At 69.2% G+C, this 18,354-nt stretch carries 16 protein-coding genes and 1 riboswitch; of the genes, 6 read left to right on the forward strand and 10 right to left on the reverse strand.

From position 1 onward, the window contains the following. The first annotated feature begins 40 nt into the window (after nucleotides 1–40). Nucleotides 41–1,099: a phosphotransferase gene (locus tag OG306_RS05630; RefSeq protein ID WP_371665176.1), complete on the forward strand. Its 1,059-nt coding sequence runs from the start codon at nucleotides 41–43 to the stop codon at nucleotides 1,097–1,099. Nucleotides 1,100–1,765: 666 nt separating this feature from the next. Here OG306_RS05630 and OG306_RS05635 read toward each other — a convergent pair. Then, nucleotides 1,766–2,203 (reverse strand): VOC family protein, encoded by a 438-nt coding sequence (locus tag OG306_RS05635; RefSeq protein ID WP_266744931.1) that lies wholly within the window; start codon nucleotides 2,201–2,203, stop codon nucleotides 1,766–1,768. Nucleotides 2,204–2,414: 211 nt separating this feature from the next. Between OG306_RS05635 and OG306_RS05640 the strand changes: the two genes are divergently transcribed. Then, the gene (locus OG306_RS05640) at nucleotides 2,415–3,236 is read left to right on the forward strand and encodes a PhzF family phenazine biosynthesis protein (protein WP_266744932.1); all 822 of its coding nucleotides are present in this window, start codon (nucleotides 2,415–2,417) and stop codon (nucleotides 3,234–3,236) included. Between the two features lie 91 nt (nucleotides 3,237–3,327). On the opposite strand, the gene OG306_RS05645 is transcribed toward OG306_RS05640, so the two are convergent. Next, nucleotides 3,328–4,107: a CPBP family intramembrane glutamic endopeptidase gene (locus tag OG306_RS05645; RefSeq protein ID WP_266752089.1), complete on the reverse strand. Its 780-nt coding sequence runs from the start codon at nucleotides 4,105–4,107 to the stop codon at nucleotides 3,328–3,330. 184 nt (nucleotides 4,108–4,291) lie between these two features. Between OG306_RS05645 and OG306_RS05650 the strand changes: the two genes are divergently transcribed. Next, complete coding sequence (locus OG306_RS05650) at nucleotides 4,292–6,082, forward strand: substrate-binding and VWA domain-containing protein (RefSeq protein ID WP_371665177.1); 1,791 nt, start codon at nucleotides 4,292–4,294, stop codon at nucleotides 6,080–6,082. Nucleotides 6,083–6,221: 139 nt separating this feature from the next. Here the strand turns inward: OG306_RS05650 and OG306_RS05655 are convergent, their stop codons facing one another. After that, the gene (locus OG306_RS05655; RefSeq protein ID WP_266744934.1) at nucleotides 6,222–7,727 is read right to left on the reverse strand and encodes a glutamate-cysteine ligase family protein; all 1,506 of its coding nucleotides are present in this window, start codon (nucleotides 7,725–7,727) and stop codon (nucleotides 6,222–6,224) included. A 482-nt stretch (nucleotides 7,728–8,209) separates the two neighbouring features. Here OG306_RS05655 and OG306_RS05660 point away from each other — a divergent pair, with 482 nt between their 5' ends. Beyond that, nucleotides 8,210–8,803 carry a hypothetical protein gene (locus OG306_RS05660; RefSeq protein ID WP_266744935.1) on the forward strand — a complete coding sequence of 198 codons (594 nt, stop codon included), beginning with the start codon at nucleotides 8,210–8,212 and terminating at the stop codon, nucleotides 8,801–8,803. A gap of 321 nt (nucleotides 8,804–9,124) precedes the next feature. Next, the gene (locus OG306_RS05665; RefSeq protein ID WP_323183800.1) at nucleotides 9,125–9,331 is read left to right on the forward strand and encodes a DUF5999 family protein; all 207 of its coding nucleotides are present in this window, start codon (nucleotides 9,125–9,127) and stop codon (nucleotides 9,329–9,331) included. A gap of 87 nt (nucleotides 9,332–9,418) precedes the next feature. On the opposite strand, the gene gcvP is transcribed toward OG306_RS05665, so the two are convergent. Further along, nucleotides 9,419–12,304 carry an aminomethyl-transferring glycine dehydrogenase gene (gene gcvP / locus OG306_RS05670; protein ID WP_371665178.1) on the reverse strand — a complete coding sequence of 962 codons (2,886 nt, stop codon included), beginning with the start codon at nucleotides 12,302–12,304 and terminating at the stop codon, nucleotides 9,419–9,421. A 192-nt stretch (nucleotides 12,305–12,496) separates the two neighbouring features. Continuing rightward, nucleotides 12,497–12,593: riboswitch (glycine riboswitch) on the reverse strand. Nucleotides 12,594–12,705: 112 nt separating this feature from the next. On the opposite strand from gcvP, the gene OG306_RS05675 reads away from it, so the two are divergent. After that, nucleotides 12,706–13,074 carry a PRC-barrel domain-containing protein gene (locus tag OG306_RS05675; RefSeq protein WP_266744938.1) on the forward strand — a complete coding sequence of 123 codons (369 nt, stop codon included), beginning with the start codon at nucleotides 12,706–12,708 and terminating at the stop codon, nucleotides 13,072–13,074. On the opposite strand, the gene OG306_RS05680 is transcribed toward OG306_RS05675, so the two are convergent. The 6 genes from OG306_RS05680 to OG306_RS05705 all read right to left on the reverse strand — a co-directional run bounded on the left by OG306_RS05680 (nucleotide 12,999) and on the right by OG306_RS05705 (nucleotide 18,352). Further along, on the reverse strand, nucleotides 12,999–14,453 hold the full coding sequence (locus OG306_RS05680) for a DNA polymerase IV (protein WP_266744939.1): 1,455 nt from the start codon (nucleotides 14,451–14,453) through the stop codon (nucleotides 12,999–13,001). The two genes, OG306_RS05675 and OG306_RS05680, sit on opposite strands and share 76 nt — an antisense overlap. 57 nt (nucleotides 14,454–14,510) lie before the next feature. Beyond that, complete coding sequence (locus OG306_RS05685) at nucleotides 14,511–15,128, reverse strand: MerR family transcriptional regulator (protein WP_266907202.1); 618 nt, start codon at nucleotides 15,126–15,128, stop codon at nucleotides 14,511–14,513. A 168-nt stretch (nucleotides 15,129–15,296) separates the two neighbouring features. Beyond that, on the reverse strand, nucleotides 15,297–15,770 hold the full coding sequence (locus OG306_RS05690; RefSeq protein WP_006123076.1) for a bifunctional nuclease family protein: 474 nt from the start codon (nucleotides 15,768–15,770) through the stop codon (nucleotides 15,297–15,299). A 53-nt stretch (nucleotides 15,771–15,823) separates the two neighbouring features. Then, entirely contained in the window at nucleotides 15,824–16,567 is a 744-nt protein-coding gene (gene ftsR, locus OG306_RS05695; protein ID WP_266744941.1) for a transcriptional regulator FtsR, read from the reverse strand. A 17-nt stretch (nucleotides 16,568–16,584) separates the two neighbouring features. Then, on the reverse strand, nucleotides 16,585–17,373 hold the full coding sequence (locus OG306_RS05700; protein ID WP_266744942.1) for an FHA domain-containing protein: 789 nt from the start codon (nucleotides 17,371–17,373) through the stop codon (nucleotides 16,585–16,587). A 190-nt stretch (nucleotides 17,374–17,563) separates the two neighbouring features. Beyond that, nucleotides 17,564–18,352, reverse strand: a complete 789-nt coding sequence (locus tag OG306_RS05705; protein WP_266744943.1) for a DUF881 domain-containing protein — start codon at nucleotides 18,350–18,352, stop codon at nucleotides 17,564–17,566. Nucleotides 18,353–18,354 lie beyond the last annotated feature (2 nt).

Here is an 18,354-nt window from a genome sequence, read left to right on the forward strand (position 1 = left end):
GGGCGCTCGCGCGCGCGAAGCTACGGCTACGTTCGTCGGCATGCTGAACCGTGTTCCGTTCAATAAGGCGCTGCTCTCCGCCGTGGGCACCCCCAAGCTGACCAAACTCCTGGACAGCAGTCCGCGGTCACGGGTGTGGCGGGTGCGGCTGGCCGACCGGCGGCTGGTGATCGTCAAGCAGATCACCGACGGCGGGGACACGGGCGCCGACACGAACACGCGCTTCGCGCGGGAGGTCGCCGGGCTGCGCCTGGCGGGGCGGGCCTCCGGGCCCGCCGTGGCCCCCGCGGTGCTCGCCACGGACCTGTCCTCGCGAGTGATGGTCCTCGAGCACTTGAACGACCTCGGCAAGACGGACGACTGGATGCCGGGGTACGCCGAGTCGCTCGCCCGGCTGCACGCTCTGACCGGGCCCGCCGACGCGGGCGCACTACCGGTCTGGTCGGGGCCCACGGCCACCGACGCGGAGTCCTTCCTCACCCTGGCCAGGGCGCTCGACGTGCCCGTACCGTCCACGGTTCCCGATGAACTCGCCGGTCTCCTGGAGCGGCTGGACCCCACCCCGCACCATGCGCTGCTGCACGGCGACCCCTGCCCCGGCAATGATCTGCGCACCGCCGACGGCGTCCGCTTCGTCGACTTCGAGAGGGCCTCGCTCGGCAACGGCCTGATCGAACTCGCCTACTTCCGCATCGGCTTCCCCACCTGCTGGTGTGCCATGTCGGTCACCGCGGCCCCGCTTACGGAGGTCGAGGACGTCTACCGGACCACCTGGCGCGGCCTTACCGGGAAGGACGTGCCGGGTGACCTCGCCGACGCGTGCGCAGGCTGGCTGATCCAGGGCGACGCGCTCGTCGAGCGGGCCCACCGCGGGACGGTCGACCAGCTCGCCCGGGTGCCCGTCGAGGACTTCGAGTGGGGCTACGTCTCCGCTCGTGAGCGGCTCGTCCACCGCCTGAACGTGGTCGCCGACATGACCCGCGACCACGATCACCTGCACGCCGTCGGCCGCCTCAGCTCCGCCCTGGCCGGCCGCCTGCTCGAACGCTGGCCAAAGCTGCGTCCGCTGCCCACGCATGACGCCCGCCCTTGGTACTAGGCCTTCCTCTTCAGCTGCTCAGGCCAGCCGCGGGACAAGCGGTAACACTTTCGCGAGCACCAGCGGCGGGTCCGGCCATCCTTGCGACGGTCGAGCGTTTTCCGGCACTGCCCGCAGGACACCGGCTTGAAGAAGACCGCTGGGTCAACACCGCCAGGCGACCACGTGCGGCATCTGCGGGCACGTCGCGTGAGGTCCGGGGACGCCGGAGCCCCTGCCCGGCGAACGGGAGACCTTCTCGGTGGTGGTGGTCGCCCTCGCCGGTGCCCGGCTCTGTACCGGTTCGGCACGGCCGGCGTCGCGGGCGTACTCGGTGTGCGTGGTGCGGCCGGGCACTCGGGGCCCACGACCTGCCGTCCCCGACATCGGCGTCAGCCCGCTCCGGCGCCGCGACCCGCCCGCTCACGCGCCGCCGCCTCGCCGCCCCGGCCACGACGACGATCGCCGCCACCGGGCGCATGCCGCGCTCTCGGCCTGCCGGTCCCGGCAGCAAGGCCTGAGCTCCCCGGCTGAAGAACACCGCGCGTCGCCATCACCGGGCGGCCACCCCACGGACGGTAACTTCGACGAAACCCGCAACGTCCCCGCGGATGCAACCGCAGGAAACAACGGGCCTTCTGGACCTCGGCGTTGGTCAGCACCCGCAAGGGGCTGAGGCAGTCGCCGTCAGACCAGGCAGAACTCGTTTCCCTCCGGGTCTGCCAGCATCACGTGATCGGGTCTGCCCAGCAGTTCGTACTCATGGATCACAGTCGCACCCGCAGCGGCCAGCCGCTCCACCGCCTGGACCACTCGCGGCCATCGCACCTCCCAGGGCGCATCACGACCGCCCCCGACCTGCACGTCCAGATGCAGTCGGTTCTTCACCACCTTCGACTCCGGCACGTGCAGGAAGGACAGGTTGGGGCCCACCCCGTCCGGATCGCAGAGGTACGCACCCTGATCCCACTCGTCCCTCGGGATCTCGTGATGAGCGAACCACTCCTCCCAGCTCCCGAAGCCCGCGGGCGCGGGCTTCGCCGTATAGCCCAGTGCCAGCGCCCAGAACTCGGCCAGCTTCGCCGGGTGCGCGCAGTCGATCGTCAAGTTCCACTTGATCCGCATGGGGCCTCCTCGATCCGATGGGGAACCTTACCGCCCGCCTCTGACACACCCGGTCCGCGGCATCGCGCCCCGCTCTCACGGCTCGTGGACGGAGGAGCAGCCGGAATCGGTGGCAGGCGCTCGAAGTCCCGGCCGGCGGCCGGGCATTTCGGTCCAGCGACACCGAATTGGCCTTGTCCCGCCACGTTCCGTCGCACTTATGGTCGGCTTCATGAGGATCCGAATCGTCGATGCGTTCACCGACCGCCCCTTCAGCGGGAATCCGGCAGGAGTCCTGCTGCTGGACTCCGACACCTTTCCCGACGACGCGCAGCTCCAGTCGATCGCCATGGAGGTCAACCTCTCCGAGACCGCTTTCGCCCACCGGCTGCCGCTGGGTGGCGAAGCGGACTGGGCACTGCGCTGGTTCACCCCGACGACAGAGGTGGACATGTGCGGGCACGCCACCCTCGCGACCGCGCACGTCCTGCACACCACCGGGGCGGCGAGCGGCACGGTGCGTTTCACGGCGCGATGCGGAACCCTCACCGCGACCGGCCACCCGGACGGCACAGTCACCCTCGACTTCCCCACAGCGCCTCTGACACCGGAGTCCGTCCCGGCCGGGCTGGCCGGCGCCCTGGGCGCGGAACCCCTCTCCGTCCAGGACACCGGCCCCCACATCGGCGACCTTGTCGTGGAACTGGCCGACGAGGCGACCGTACGGGGATTGGCCCCGGATCTCGCCGCGGTGGCCCGCCTCTCCCGGCGGGGCGTCGTCGTGACGGCCGCCGCCGAGGACCCCTCCCGCGGCTACGACTTCGTCTCCCGCGGCTTCTTCCCACGCGTCGGGATCGACGAGGACCCGGTGACCGGCAGCGCCCACACCGCGCTGGCCCCCTTCTGGTCGGCCCGCCTCGGCCGTGACGAGCTGACCGGACTACAGGCCTCCGCCCGTTCCGGCCTGGTCCGCACCTCGCTGCGCGGCGAACGCACCCTGCTGACCGGCAGCGCCGTCACGGTCATCGACGGCGAACTGCTCACGGCGCTCTGAACCTTCCGGCGACAACGCAACGGAGGGCGTACGGACCACTCCCGTACGCCCTCCGCACACGCCGAACACCCCCGACCGACCCCCACCCCGCTCACGGCGTGGGCAGCCACCCCACCTCCCCCGCCAGCAGGGCGTATCCGACGAACGCCCCTATGTCGAGCAGCGCATGCGCCGCCACCAGCGGACCGACCCGCCCCCAGCGCCGGTACAGCAGCACGAAGACCACGCCCATCACCATGTTGCCGATGAAGCCACCAATGCCCTGATACAGGTGGTACGAGCCGCGCAGCACCGAACTCGCCGCCAGGGCGGCCATCGGCGTCCACCCCACCTGCCCGAGCCTGCGCAGCAGGTACCCGACGACGATCACTTCCTCCACTACGGAGTTCTGCAGTGCGGACAGGATCAGGACCGGGAATTTCCACCACACGTCGGGCAAAGACTCCGGGACCACCGTCAGATTGAAACCGGCTGCCCTCGCCACCAGATAGAAGGCGAGCCCGGCGCTTCCGATGCCCGCCGCGACCAGCGTGCCGCGTCCCAGGTCAGGCCACGGCCTGGACCGGTCGAAGCCGATGGCCCGCAGACCGGTGCCCTCCCTGATCAACAGATGCGCAACGAGGGCGACGGGCACCAGGGCCGTCGCGATACCGAAGAGTTGCCAGGCGAGATCCAGCCATGGGCGCCCCGGCGCGTACGAGCTGTTGAGGGTCGCGGCCTGTTCCTTCAAACCGCCTGGTTTCGTCAGTGATCCGACAAAACTGATCAGGGCAGACACCCCGCTGGCCCCCAGCGAGAGAGCCAGCACCAGCACCGTTTCGGACCGCAAGATCCGTTGCGAAACAGCCTCTTGGGGAAAAGAATCAGCCACGCGCCCCGCCTCCACCTGTACACCTGCCTTGAGTTGTGCATTCACGCCCCATGCCCCGCCGCGCCCCGCTAGGGTCTCGAATGCAGGTACGAAGATCATGCGCGACAGGCCGGGGGACAACCACCACTGCCAATGGTGTGGTCCCCCTTTTCCTTGTTCATCCTCAAGGAGGGGCACCACCGACATGGGACGTCACAGCTTGCCCGACGGCTACGCGACCGATGAAAGCGGGGACGGTCCGCCGCTGCTTCGTCGGCGCACCGTTGCGATCGCGACCATGCTCGTCCTCGCGGTGGCGGCGGGAACGGTAGTCGCGGCGCAGGGCGGCCTGCTGTCGTTCTCGAAGTCCTGCGAGGACTCCGCCATACGTCTCACCATGGCGGCCTCACCGGATATCGCCCCCGCCGTGCGGGCCGTCGCCGACAAGGCGCGCGAGGACGATCTGAGATCCGACGGCCGTTGCCTGTATGTGCGGGTCATCGCGCGCGATTCCTACAAGGTCGCCGATGCCATCTCCTCCGGCACCCATGCCCCGGACTACCAGATCTGGCTGCCCGACTGCGACCTCTGGCTCGACCGGGCCAAGGGCTCCGGCAACGGCATTCCGATCACCGGCGGTGATTCCATCGCCTCCTCCCCCGTCACCATGGCCATGGTGCCGTCCGCGGCCAAGAAGCTCGGCTGGCCCAAGAAGAAGTACTCGTGGGCCGAGCTGACGGCTGCGGTCCTGGACTCGGACAAGGTGCGCCTGGGCTCGGCGGACCCGGCACGCAGCGCCACCGGGCTGCTCGCCCTCTCCAGCATCGGCACGTCCTCCGAGAAACAGGGCGGTGACAGCGACACCAGGGGCGCGGCGACCGCCAAGCTGCTCGCGCAGCGCATGTCGGACAGCGACACCCAGGTGCTGGACACACTGGCGCAGAGCGATTCGGGCGCCGAGCAGGGCAATCCGGCCCGCAACCAGGCGGTGCTCCTCTCCGAGCAGGCCGCGTTCGCCCACAACGCGGAGTCGACCGGCGGCGGAAGACTCGATCTCTTCTACCCCAAGGACGGCACCCCGCTGCTCGACTATCCGTACACGCTGGTCGACGAGACCAGGATGAGTACGGCCGAGGGCCGGGCGGCGCTGCGGTTCATGACGCTGTTGAACGAGCCGGGCGCGCAAGCCACCCTGAAGAAGCACGGCTTCAGGAACGTGGACGGGACGGCCGGGGAGTCGGTGGTCGCATCGGCGGGCGGCAGCAAGCCTCAGCCGTACGCCACCGCGGCCACGGCGGCACCGTCCGCCGAGGACCTCCAGCAGACGCTCGGCATGTGGACGATCACGATACAGAGCGCACGGCTGACAACGGTTGTCGACGCCTCGGGTTCCATGGCCACGATCGTGCCGGGACGCAATCAGTCCCGGATGGATGTCACCAAGGTGTCCCTGATCCAGGCCCTCAACCAGTTCACCCCGAACGACGAGATCGGGCTCTGGGAGTTCGCCACCACGCTCGACGGCGACAAGGACTACCGCAGGCTGGTTCCGACCGGCCGGCTCGGGGATCCGGCGAAGGGCGGCGGTACGCACCGCGAGAAGCTCGCCGCGGCCTTCTCCGCGCTCCAGCCGGTTCCGGGCGGCGCGACCGGCCTGTACGACACCGTTCTGGCCGCGTACAAGGACGCCCAGGCGACGTATGTGAAGGGCAAGTTCAACGCGGTGGTGATCCTCACCGACGGCTCGAACCAGGACGACCGGTCCATCTCCCGCAGCGCCCTGATCGCGGAACTGGAGCGGATCGCCGACCCGGAGCGTCCGGTGCCGCTCCTCGCCATCGCGGTCGGCCCGGAGGCCGACCGTGATGAGGTGAACGAGATAGCGAAGGTGACCGGCGGCGGGGGCTACCAGGTCACCGATCCTGCGGATATCCAAGCCGTGATTCTGCAGGCCGTCATGACGGCTGGGCAGAGCGGCCACGCCGTCCAGGAGTAGCCCTCCGCGCGGCCGGGAACCACGGCGGACGACGTCAGCCGGGAGCGGTGGCGGCCCGCCCACCCCCGCCACAACGGCTGCCCGTCACGCCGACGCCCGCCACATCGACGCGCCCCACGACGAGATCAGCGCGCCGAGATCACCGCGCCGGGACACCCGTCGGCCAGCTGTGCACGGGCTCGCCACTGTGCATCAGTTCGGCGTACCGGCGGGTGGTCGCGGCCAGTGCGGCATGCCGTTCGAGCCCGGTCTCCCGGGCCCGGTGGTAGGTGTCCACCTGCCAGGAGGCCCCGTTCACCCGTCGCTTGCAACGCTCCTCGATGACCCCGAGATAGCGGTCCCGGTCCGCGGCCTCGATGTTCCAGGCATCGAGCCCCGCGGCAGCCAGCGGCAGCAGTTCGTCCCGTACGAGCCTGACGGCCGGCACCCGCGTCAGCCCGCCCGACCGGCCCGGACGCGGCCAGATCAGCTCCGCGTCGATGCCGTGGCGGCATGCGGCGTCGAAATTCTCGGCCGCCGCTGCGAACGGCAGCCTGGTCCACACCGGACGGGACTCCTCGGCGAGCGCCCGCACGAGCCCGTAGTAGAGCGCGGCATTGGCGATCACATCGGTGACGGTGGGGCCGCCGGGCAGCACCCGGTTCTCCACCCGCAGATGGGGTACGCCGTCGGCCATGCCGTACACGGGCCGGTTCCAGCGGTAGACGGTGCCATTGTGGAGCACCAGCTCCTGCAACTGCGGCACCCCGCCCTCGTCGAGCACTCGCAGTGGTTCCTCCTCGTCGCAGATCGGGAGCAGCGGGGGGAAATAGCGCAGGTTCTCCTCGAAGAGTTCGTACGCCGAACCGATCCACCGCTCACCGAACCAGGTCCTGGGCCTTACCCCCTGGTTCTGGAGTTCGGGCGGTCTGGTGTCCGTGGCCTGCTGGAAGAGCGGCGGCCGCGACTCCCGCCACAGTTCCCTGCCGAACAGGAAGGGGGAGTTGGCACCAAGGGCGATCTGGACCCCGGACACGGCCTGCGCCGCGTTCCAGACGGCCGCGAAGCGCTCCGGCGTCACCTGCAGATGCAGCTGAACCGATGTGCAGGCGGCCTCGGGGGTGATCGAGGAAGAGGTGCAGACCAATCGCTCCACGCCGCGTATATCGAGGGAGAAATCCTCGCCCCGCGCAGCCACCATTTGATCGTTCAGCAGTGTGTAGCGCTCCGCGTCCGAGAGGTTCGCCGCAACGAGGTCCGCATGCCCAAGGGTGGGCAGAATTCCGATCATCATGATCCCGGCATCAACCTCGCCCGCCTTCCGGTGGGCATATCCGAGGCCGGTCCTGATCTCTTCGGCCAGCTGATCGAAAACACGTCCGTCCAGATGGTGCGGGACTATGTTCACTTCCAGATTGAACATCCCGAGTTCGGTCTGGAAATCACGGCTCGCGATACGCGGGAGCACCTCCCCATTCATCATCTTCGGCAGGCCGTCGGCGCCCGCCAGATTCAGTTCGATCTCCATGCCCATGAGGTTGCGGGGGCGGTCGAACCTCCGCTCCGCCAAGAGCCTCTCCAGTCCCTCCAGGCACTGATGGAGCTTCCTCCGGTACCTGTGCGGATCGGACAGGTCAAAGGCGCCCGCCACGACCTTCTCCCCCATCGAAGCGTCCCTCCCTCGAGTGGGCGGCCCGCGGCCCAGGCCGCTCGCGTCACGGTCGATAATGCCCAGACCGGGTGATCCATAACGCCCCGCGATCGCCGCACACCCAGTAATCTGAGGGCGGCCGTCCGGGCACATTCCGTCGGCATGGCGCAGTTCGCAGTTTCCACCGCCGGGCACGCAGCGAAAACACCGGCGCGTTTCAGCCGACCGCGTCGAGGGAAAAATCCCTGGCGGCGGCTGCGCCGCCGACGACGAGTCAGCGTAATCTCCGCATAATAAAGTCTTGATACCGCCTTGTCGGCAATACCTGCGACGGCTAGTGGAATCACTGCGTGAACACGTGTCGTATAAACTTCGCGGACGAGGCAGAGAGTTGACGCACCGGCCCAGTCACCGGCCTCCTCTGGCCCCGCACGCCGACAGCGCCGTCTGCACCCGCCCACGCATCACCGTGTCTCCGAAGTGAGAGGCGACCCACTATGCCGCTGCTTGTACCCCCGGCTCCCGCGCCCGCTCTCCGCAGCGTTCTCGCGGCACTCGGTTCACCCACCGCAGTCCGCGAGGCCCGTACACCGGCTCTCCGATCCGCCCAGGGGCCACTGAGCCCCGAACTCCCGCTCCCCGTCCATGTACTGGAGCGGATCGGCCCGAGCGGGCTCGCACCCACGACTCGGCTCGCCGCGTGGCGGTTCGTGATCCGCAACTCGGAGCAGGCGGTCGCCGCGGCGGACACCATGCTCACTCCGGACGGCTGGACCTTCTCGCACTTCTTCGAGGGCCCGTACATCGCCTCGACCGAACTCGCCCTACGCCAGGCCGAGACAGTGACACCGCATTACCAGCCACGGCTGCTGTCCGTTCCTGAGCTCTACATGCTGGCGCTGTGGCTGCACGGCGACGCCGATGCCGACGCGGCCGGTGGCACTCTCGCCCCCGCCGATCTCCTCGTACCGCTGGCCCCCGCCCCGCCGGGAATCGCGGCCCACCGACCGCACCGGGTAGCCGACCTGCTCCGCGTGATGACGCTGCGCATCACCCCGGGCCCCGGCCCCCTGCTCGGATCGCCGGCCTGACAGCGGCCGCGCCCCACACCACAGGGCTGTGCCCCGCCACCGTCTCCGGTGGCGGGGCACAGCCCTGCGTGGCGCACATTCCGCCCATCCGGACTAGTCCGGTCCGGCCACCCCGAACCACCCGAAGTGACAGTGCAGTTGCAGTGAACCGTCCGGCCGGGTGACGCGTCCTCGGAGTAAGGAGAAGTGCTGCTGCGAAATCCCTGCGGATTGACGCCCGTGGGGCAACACTGGGACCGGACCGATCGATACGGGGGAGCGGCCATGAACACCTCGTCAAGCCGCAGGACATTCACTACAACGCAGCGAAAGAACCCAGCCATGTGCCAGCACCAGCCACCTTGTCCGACCGCCGACTCAGCCGACCGGGAAGCCGCCCGTCTGACGGCACACCACCCGGAACAGGGCTGGAGCCTGCTGTGCAACGGCGTCCTGCTCTTCGAGGACACCGGTGAGCTGCTCCCGGACGGGCAGATCATCGCCCCGCACCGGCCCCTGGAGACCGGCCGGGTGGTGAAGGCCGCCTGAACCCGGCCTGTACGAAGGGGGGCCGGCCCGGAGAGAACTCCGCACCGGCCCCGACGCATGTCCGCGTCACGCCCTGCCGCTCATGCCTCAGTTGTCGTACTCGTCCAGCGGAGGGCAGGAGCAGACGAGGTTACGGTCGCCGAAGGCACCGTCGATCCGGCGCACCGGCGGCCAGTACTTGTCGGCGGCCGAGACGCCGGCCGGGAAGACCGCCACCTCACGGCTGTAGCCGTGCTTCCACTCCCCGCCCAGCATCGCCGCGGTGTGCGGAGCGTTGCTCAGCGGGTTGTCGTCCGCGCTCCACTCGCCGGAGGCCACCTTCTCGACCTCGCCGCGAATGGCGATCATCGTGTCGCAGAAGCGGTCGAGCTCCGCGAGGTTCTCGCTCTCGGTCGGCTCGATCATCAGCGTCCCTGCGACCGGGAACGACATGGTCGGCGAGTGGAAACCGTAGTCGATCAGACGCTTGGCGATGTCGTCGACGGTGACGCCGGTGGCCTTGGAGATGGGCCGCAGGTCCACGATGCACTCGTGTGCGACCAGCCCGGCCGGACCGTTGTACAGGATCGGGTAGTGCGGTTCGAGGCGCTTGGCGATGTAGTTGGCGGCGAGTACGGCGACCTGCGTCGCACGCTTCAGGCCCTCACCACCCATCAGGCGCACGTACGCCCAGGAGATGGGGAGAATGCCGGCCGAGCCCCACGGAGCGGCCGAGATCGGTCCGACACCGGTCTCCGGGCCCGCCGCGGGCTGGAGCGGGTGGTTCGGCAGGTACGGCGCGAGGTGCGCGCGCACGCCGACCGGGCCGACGCCGGGGCCGCCGCCGCCGTGCGGGATGCAGAAGGTCTTGTGCAGGTTCAGGTGCGAGACGTCGCCGCCGAAGCGGCCCGGCTTGGCGAGGCCGACCAGCGCGTTGAGGTTGGCTCCGTCGACGTACACCTGACCGCCGGCGTCGTGCACCTCGGCGCAGATGTCCGCGACGTGCTCCTCGAACACACCGTGCGTCGACGGGTACGTGATCATGAGCACGGCGAGCTCGTCACGGTGCGTCTCGATCTTGGCGCGGAGGTCCTCGATGTCGACCTCGCCGTCGTCGGCGGTCTTCACCACGACGACCTTCATGCCGGCCATCACGGCGCTGGCGGCGTTGGTGCCGTGCGCGGAGGACGGGATGAGGCAGACGGTCCGCTGGTCGTCGCCGTTGGCCCGGTGGTACGCCCGTACGGCCAGGAGACCGGCGAACTCGCCCTGCGAGCCGGCGTTCGGCTGGATCGAGACGGCGTCGTAGCCGGTGACCTCGGCGAGGCGCTCCTCCAGCTCACGGATGAGGGTGACGAAGCCCGACGCCTGCTCGGCCGGCGCGAAGGGGTGCAGCGCGGCGAACTCGGGCCAGGTGATCGGCTCCATCTCGGCGGTCGCGTTCAGCTTCATGGTGCAGGAGCCGAGCGGGATCATGCCACGGTCCAGAGCGTAGTCCCGGTCGGCGAGCTTGCGCAGGTAGCGCAGCATCGCCGTCTCGGAACGGTGCTGGTGGAAGACCGGGTGCGTGAGGATCTCGTCGGTGCGCAGCAGGCCCTCGGGCAGCGCGTCGGCAGCCGCGGCGTCCAGCGCCTCGATGTCCCCGTCGGCGCCGAACGCGGCCCAGACGGCGGCGATCTGCGTACGGGTGGTGGTCTCGTCACAGGCGAGGGAGACGAGGTCCGTGTCGACGAGCCGCAGGTTGACACCACGCTCGCGGGCCTCGGCCACGACATCGGCGGCCTTCCCGGGAACGCGCACGGTGACGGTGTCGAAGTAGGAGCCGGTCACGACGTCGATGCCACTCGCGCGCAGACCCTCGGCCAGGATCGTCGCGTAGCGGTGGGTGCGAAGGGCGATCGTCCGCAGCCCGTCCGGACCGTGGTAGACGGCGTACATCCCGGCCATGACGGCGAGCAGCACCTGAGCCGTGCAAATGTTGCTGGTGGCCTTCTCGCGGCGGATGTGCTGCTCACGGGTCTGCAGCGCCAGCCGGTAGGCCTTGTTGCCGTCTGCGTCGACGGAGACGCCGACGAGGCGGCCGGGCAGGCTGCGGGCGAACTTCTCGCGTACGGCCATGAAGCCGGCGTGCGGTCCGCCGAAGCCCATCGGCACACCGAAACGCTGGGTGGTGCCGACCGCGATGTCCGCGCCCAGGCCGCCCGGTGAGGTGAGCAGGGTCAGGGCCAGCAGGTCGGCGGCGACCGTGACGATCGCACCCAGTTCGTGGGCCTGCTCGATCAAGGGCTGGATGTTCCGCACCGCTCCGGAAGCGCCCGGGTACTGCACCAGCACGCCGAAGACGCCGCGCTCGGCGATCTCTGCCGGGATGCCGTCGGAGAGGTCCGCGACGACGACCTCGACACCGGTGGGCTCGGCGCGGGTCTCGATGACGGCGATCGTCTGCGGCAGGGCGTCGGCGTCGACCAGGAAGACGCCGTTCTTGACCTTGCCGACGCGCCGCGAGAGCGCCATGGCCTCGGCGGCCGCGGTGCCCTCGTCGAGCAGCGAGGCACCGGAGGTGGGCAGCCCGGTCAGCTCGGCGACCACCGTCTGGAAGTTGAGGAGCGCCTCCAGGCGGCCCTGCGAAATCTCCGGCTGGTACGGCGTGTACGCCGTGTACCAGGCGGGGTTCTCCATGACGTTGCGCAGGATCACCGGCGGTGTGAAGGTGCCGTAGTAGCCGAGCCCGATCATCGGGGCCAGCACCTGATTCCGGTCGGCCAGGGCGCGCAGTTCGGCGAGGACCTCGGCCTCGGTGCGGGCGGCCGGCAACCGGAGTGCCTCCGCGCTCTTGATGACATCGGGCACCGCGGCCGCGGTCAGCTCGTCCAGTGAGCCGTAACCGACCTGGGCGAGCATCTTCGACTGCGCCTCGTCATCGGGACCGATGTGGCGCTGTTCGAACGGAATACCCTGCTCCAGCTGGGAGAGCGGAGTGCGACGGGGGGTCATGGTGGAGGCCTCCTGGTCTGTCACGACCTGCGAGGGGCACCACGGCGCGGGTGCCCGGACGGCCTCCCCCTCTGTCATCTCAACCTGAGAGCTTCACCGGCGCGCCTTGTGGCGTACCGGCTTTCACCGTCGGTGAGGAAGGGAACCGGCGGCGCTCGGCCGCACGGAACCCGCCCTGCTTTCCAGAGTGACCTCGTCCGCGCGGTACGGGGGCCTGAGAGATTCCGGGGAGGATTTGCTCCTTCGGCGCCTCCGGATTCGCTCCGGAGGACTCTCCCGCACGGGGTCAGCAGCCATGACCAGCCTACCAGCGGGGCTCGTGGCGGAATTCTCGAGTGGCCAACCCCTCGGATCTGCACTTTTGTAGTGCTTGTGGAGTACCGCGACCAGTGGGAGGGACCGTGCAGACCGACATCGATCCGCGCAGCCTGATCGGCCGCAAGGCGTTCGACCGCAAGGGCACCAAGATCGGAACCGTGGACGAGGTGTACCTGGACGACGCGACCGGTGTGCCCGAGTGGGCAGCCGTACGTACCGGACTCTTCAGCCGGGACGCGTTCGTCCCGCTGGAGCCCAGCGAGTTCGTGGAGGATTCGCTTCGCGTCCCCTACGACCGGGCGCTGATCAAGGACGCACCCGACTTCGGCGTCGGTCGCCATCTCTCACCGGAACAGGAGCTCCAGCTCTACCGGCACTACGGTCTGGACTCCCCGCCCGAGGAGACCGGCCCGGACAGGGACTTCGGCAGACTGGCCGGCCAGGACGAGTAGTCCGCCGGGTTCCGCACCAGCGGCAGCGGATCGGCCGGCTGCAACTGCGCGTCGTCGATCCGGAAGGTACGCACCCGGCCGGGCGCCGACTCCGGTTCCTCGAACCGCACCGTGACACGGCCGACACCGCTGCCCTGCACCCAGCCATGGCCGTAGACGTCATGGCGCACGTCCTGCCCGGCGGGCCAGCGCCGGGCGGCGAGCTGTTCTGAGGTCTCGGGGGTCTCCTCCCCCGCACCACCGGCGGACTCGCCCCCCTGGTCACCCGCTTCCTCCTCGGCCCCTTCCCCGGTCGCGGCCCGCTCACCGGCGGCCTGCGCGAAGAGGTCCTCCTGCGTGTAGTCGGCGAGCCCCGTGACGCCCACCCCCAGGAGCCGTACGCCTCCGGTGGTGTCCACGGCCTCCAGGAGCCGCGCGGCGGCCTCCCGGACCACTGTGGGGTCGTCCGTGGGCCCACGGAGCGTCTCCGACCTCGTGAGCGTGGAGAAGTCGTACCGGCGCACCTTCAGCACCACCGTCCGCCCGGACCGCCCCGCGCCCCGCAGCCGCTGGACGCATCGGCCGGCCAGCCGCTCGACCTCCGTCCTGACCCGCACCCGGTCGTGCAGGTCCGCGTCGAAAGTGTCCTCGACCGACACCGATTTCGCGTCCCGCTCCGCGACAACGGGCCGGTCGTCATACCCGAACGCCATCCGGTGGAGCGAGCCGCCGTGCGCCTTCCCCAGCAGGCGTACGAGCTCCGCCTCACCCGCCTCGGTCAGGTCGTTGACGGTCGTCATCCCGGCGCGGCGCAGATGGTCCGCCGTCGCGGGCCCGACGCCGGGGAGGGTCCGTACGGGCATCGGTGCGAGCAGCTCCCGCTCCGTGCCCGGCTCGATGAGCACCAGCCCGTCCGGTTTGGCCTGTTCCGAAGCGATCTTGGCCAGCATCTTGGAGCCCGCGAGTCCGACCGAGCCGGTCAGTCCGGTGACCGCCTTGATGGCCGTACGCAACTGCCCGCCGATCTCCAGCGCAGAAGCCGTGTCATCTGCCACCCCACCGGCTTCCAGGTCCACGAAAGCCTCGTCCAGGCTGAGCGGCTCGACCAGCGGGGAGAGCCGCCCCAGCAGCTCCATCACTTGGTCGCTGACCGTCCGGTAGAGCAGGAAGCGAGGCACCAGATAGGCCGCGTTGGGGGCCAGCCGCCGGGCCTGTGCCATGGGCATCGCCGAATGCACTCCGAAGCGCCGTGCCTCGTACGACGCGGTGGCGACGACTCCGCGTGGCCCCAGCCCACCGACCACGACCGGCTTTCCGCGCAGGCTGGGCTTCGCCGCCTGCTCGGCAGAGGCGTAGAAGGCATCCATGTCGAGATGCAGGATGGTGGGCGCGGCTCTCACATCAATCGATGCTGCCCCATGGCACTGACAATCGCCGCGCCCGATTCCTCGCCCCGGTCAGCCGGCGCGGTTGCGCCGCCGCGCGAGCTCATCGGCCGGGTTGTTCCCGACGAGCGTCTCGCCGGTGTCCACGCGCTCTCCGTGCAGCTGCGACAGCGCGACGTCGACGTCCCGCCACACCACGCCCACGGCAATGCCGAAGACCCCCTGGCCGCCTTGGAGCAGATCGACGACCTCGTCGGGCGAGGAGCACTCGTAGACCGTCGCCCCATCGCTCATCAGCGTCATCCGCTCCAGGTCCTGGAACCCGCGGGCCCGCAGATGCTGAACCGTGGTGCGGATGTTCTGCAGGGCGACGCCCGTGTCCAGGAAGCGCTTGACGATCTTCAGCAGGACGACGTCCCGGAAGCTGTAGAGCCGCTGTGTGCCCGAGCCGTATGCCGGACGGACGCTCGGCTCGACCAGCCCCGTGCGCGCCCAGTAGTCGAGCTGCCGATAAGTGATCCCCGCAGCCGCACACGCTGTTGGCCCCCGATAGCCGATGTCGTTGGCCGATGCCACGCCGCCCCCTGCCACCGCCGCCGGTTGAACCGGTTGCCTGATGGTGTGGTCGGCTGTACTCCCCTGCTGCGGATACGGCCCACCCGCCGCCGTACCGTCGCCGCTGCTTCTCACGCCGACCTCCGTCCTTGACCTGCCATCTCGAAGGTAGGCAGTCACTCGGGGTGCGTCAACGATCGCCACACTCGGCACGCCGAGTGATAATCACCCTGAGGGTGGTTTCCCGTGACCCGTGAGCGGGAAAGGCTTGTCGAATGCGCTGATGGCGACCCCGTAGAACGGTCACTGACTGTTGGTGCCGAAGTCCTCTGGTGAAATCTGATCGAGGAACTCGCGGAACTTCTCCACCTCGTCCTCCTGTTCGTCGGGGATGGCGATGCCGGCGTCGTCGAGCACCCCGTCGCTGCCGTAGATCGGCGTTCCGGTGCGCAACGCGAGCGCTATGGCGTCGGACGGCCGCGCGCTCACCTCGACCCCGCTGGCGAATACCAGCTCCGCGTAGAAGACCCCTTCGCGCAGGTCCGTGATGCGGACCTCGGTGAGCTCCTGGCCGACGGCCTCGAGCACATCCTTGAAGAGATCATGGGTCAGCGGCCTGGCCGGCGCCATGCCCTGCTGGGCAAAGGCAATCGCGGTCGCCTCACCAGGACCGATCCAAATGGGGAGGTACCGGTCGCCTCCCACTTCACGCAGGAGCACGATCGGTTGGTTCGAGGGCATTTCCACCCGGACACCCACAACGTCGAGCTCGTTCACACAGCAACCCTAGGACGTGCTCGGCAGGTTTGGGTAGTCGGGCACCGACGAGATCAGTGGAACCGGACCTTCAGAGCGGTCTGCACCAGGGCCGAGTGAAGTCGAACCGACAGCTCGGCGAGCTCCCTCGCGGTGGCCTCGGCATGCGCTCTGGTCTGCGGATTCCGGTGCAGCCGCAGGGGCGCGACCACCTGCTCGATGAGTCCCGCCTCGCGGTCGGCGGCTGCCCGGATGGCACGCAGGTGACGCGGTTCCAGACCGAATCGGCCCAGATCCGCCACAAGCTTGGCCACCGTGACCATCTCGGCGTCGTAGCCGCCCTCGCCGCTCGGAGCGACCAGGCCGTACGACTCCCACTCGTCGAGGTCACTCTCGGTGGCCTCGGTCGCCGCCAGCAGCTCGGCACGGCCGATCCGGGCCGCGGTCGCCCTCCCGGACTCCGCATCCCAGCCGCCGTCGGTCAGATCCCGGGGACCGCCTCCGGAGGGCAGGGCGGACTGCTCGCCGCGGGCGAGGGCGTCCAGATGCTCGCGGATGACCTTCAGCGGGAGGTAGTGATCCCGCTGCATACGCAGCACCTGCGCGAGCCGCTCTACGTCGGCCGCACGGAACTTGCGGTAGCCGGAGGGGGTCCGCTGCGGCTCGACAAGCCCTTCGGCCTCCAGGAAACGAATCTTGGAGATCGTCACTTCGGGAAACTCGTCCCGCAGCTGCAGGAGCACCGTGCCGATGCTCATCGGGCGGTCGTCGGCAGTGGCGGTGCCGTGACCGGCACCGCCCGTCGGTGTTCTCAGCATGGACCTTCCCTGACGGGTCAGATGCCCCGCTGGCTCGCGTAGAAGACCAGCCGGTACTTGCCGATCTGCACTTCGTCACCGTTGGACAGGGCTACGGAGTCGATGCGCTCGCGGTTGACGTAGGTGCCGTTGAGGCTGCCCACATCCCCGACCGTGAAGCTTCCGTCGGAGCTCCTGCGGAACTCCACGTGCCGCCTCGACACCGTCACGTCGTCGAGGAAGATGTCGCTCTGCGGGTGGCGGCCGGCCGTGGTCAGCTCGCTGTCCAGCAGGAAGCGGCTGCCTGAATTCGGACCGCGCCGCACCACGAGCAGCGCCGACCCGAGCGGAAGGGCGTCGACAGCGGCCTGAGCCTCGGGCGAGAGGGACGGCGCGAGCGTCTGCCCGGTGACCTCCGCCTCGTACGCCTCGAGACCTGAGATGGAAATGGTCGAGGTCGTCTCCGAGGCACGCTCGGGAATTCCGCCCCTCAGCGGCGCACCGCAGTTGGAGCAGAAACGACTGGCCTCGGCGTTGCGATGCCCGCACCTCGTACACACTGGCATGGACGAACCCTCCTGCCTCGGGGTAAACCCTCCACCCGTACCTGAGGTTGACGGTTCTCCGGAACCTATGCGGCCGGCACCGGCAGGGTCAACAGACGACGCGCCGGAAGCACCCGCGTTGTCACTGCCCGAACCGGACACCTGATCGCGGAAGAGCGGGCGCTCCGAGCCCTGCTCATCCGCCTGGCCATGACGCGGTGCGCGATGGCGGGCAGCCTCATCGCGAGCGCTCTTGCCGAACAACTTCCCAAACAACTTCACGGGCGATTCCCCTTGACCGAAATAGACCCGCCCGTGGGGCAGGACGAACCCTGAATGAACACACCTGCCGACCCGGACATCTTCACAACGTCCGTATCCACTCGACAGTTTCCACCACGCACCACCATTACGATGCGGCGACCCCCCGCAACCGCCTGCCCGTATCCTTCGCCCCCTCGGTGCCGCGGCCTCACGGGGACGACGACCGAGCGTAGTCAGGCCGCTTTGCCGGTCGCAAGACATCCACGACGATGTCGTCGGCCTGCTCAACATGCACGGTGGCCTGCTCCTTCTCCAGTGTCTGCACCACACCGCCGGGGATGTTCAGCGCCGGCTCCAGGTCCTGGGGCTTGCCGATCACCTTGAACACGTACGGCGCGGCGATCTTACGGCCGTCAACCTTGACCTTGCCGCCGTCACCGGAGAAGTAGGTATTGGCCACCACTCTGACGCCGTTGACCTCGATCGCCTCGGCGCCCGCCGCACGCAGCTCCTGGAGCGCGTCGAGCAGCATGTCCGCCTTCACTCCGTTTCCCGGGTCGTTGACGGTGAGGGTGATCCCGGGCCCGTGCGCGGCCACGGTACCCGCGAGGACCCCGAGTTGCCGTTCCTTCTCCACCGTCTGCTTGCGCGCCTCCTCGGCCTGGTCGGAGCTGTTCTCCAGCTCCGTTCGCTGAGCGTCGAGACGCTGCTTCTCGTCCTCCAGACGCTGTGTGCGGCCGTCCAGCTCGTCGAGAATGCGGACGAGGTCCTCCTGGCGGGCACCTCTCAGTGCGCTGTTGTCGTTGTTCGAACGGACCTGAATGGCCAGCCCGAGACCGAGAACGAACAGCAGCAGCGCGACGATGAGTTGGGCCCGTGTCACCCGCGGCGGCCACAGACCGGCGATGAGCCGCTGACGCCCGGTGAGCTCCTTGGCAGCGTCGGCCGGCTGCTCGCCGGGATGCTCCTTGCCGCTGGGAAGTTCTTCGTTACTCATCG

Origin of the sequence: Streptomyces sp. NBC_01241 (assembly GCF_041435435.1) — a bacterium.
Lineage (GTDB): Bacteria > Actinomycetota > Actinomycetes > Streptomycetales > Streptomycetaceae > Streptomyces.

Excerpts from the sequence above, each read along its gene's own strand:
- OG306_RS05630 (WP_371665176.1), top strand. The coding sequence starts at position 41 with ATGCTGAACCGTGTTCCGTTCAATAAGGCGCTGCTCTCCGCCGTGGGC.
- OG306_RS05635 (WP_266744931.1), bottom strand. The coding sequence starts at position 2,203 with ATGCGGATCAAGTGGAACTTGACGATCGACTGCGCGCACCCGGCGAAG.
- OG306_RS05640 (WP_266744932.1), top strand. The coding sequence starts at position 2,415 with ATGAGGATCCGAATCGTCGATGCGTTCACCGACCGCCCCTTCAGCGGG.
- OG306_RS05650 (WP_371665177.1), top strand. The coding sequence starts at position 4,292 with ATGGGACGTCACAGCTTGCCCGACGGCTACGCGACCGATGAAAGCGGG.
- OG306_RS05655 (WP_266744934.1), bottom strand. The coding sequence starts at position 7,727 with ATGGGGGAGAAGGTCGTGGCGGGCGCCTTTGACCTGTCCGATCCGCAC.
- OG306_RS05660 (WP_266744935.1), top strand. The coding sequence starts at position 8,210 with ATGCCGCTGCTTGTACCCCCGGCTCCCGCGCCCGCTCTCCGCAGCGTT.
- OG306_RS05665 (WP_323183800.1), top strand. The coding sequence starts at position 9,125 with ATGTGCCAGCACCAGCCACCTTGTCCGACCGCCGACTCAGCCGACCGG.
- gcvP (WP_371665178.1), bottom strand. The coding sequence starts at position 12,304 with ATGACCCCCCGTCGCACTCCGCTCTCCCAGCTGGAGCAGGGTATTCCG.
- ftsR (WP_266744941.1), bottom strand. The coding sequence starts at position 16,567 with ATGCTGAGAACACCGACGGGCGGTGCCGGTCACGGCACCGCCACTGCC.
- OG306_RS05705 (WP_266744943.1), bottom strand. The coding sequence starts at position 18,352 with ATGAGTAACGAAGAACTTCCCAGCGGCAAGGAGCATCCCGGCGAGCAG.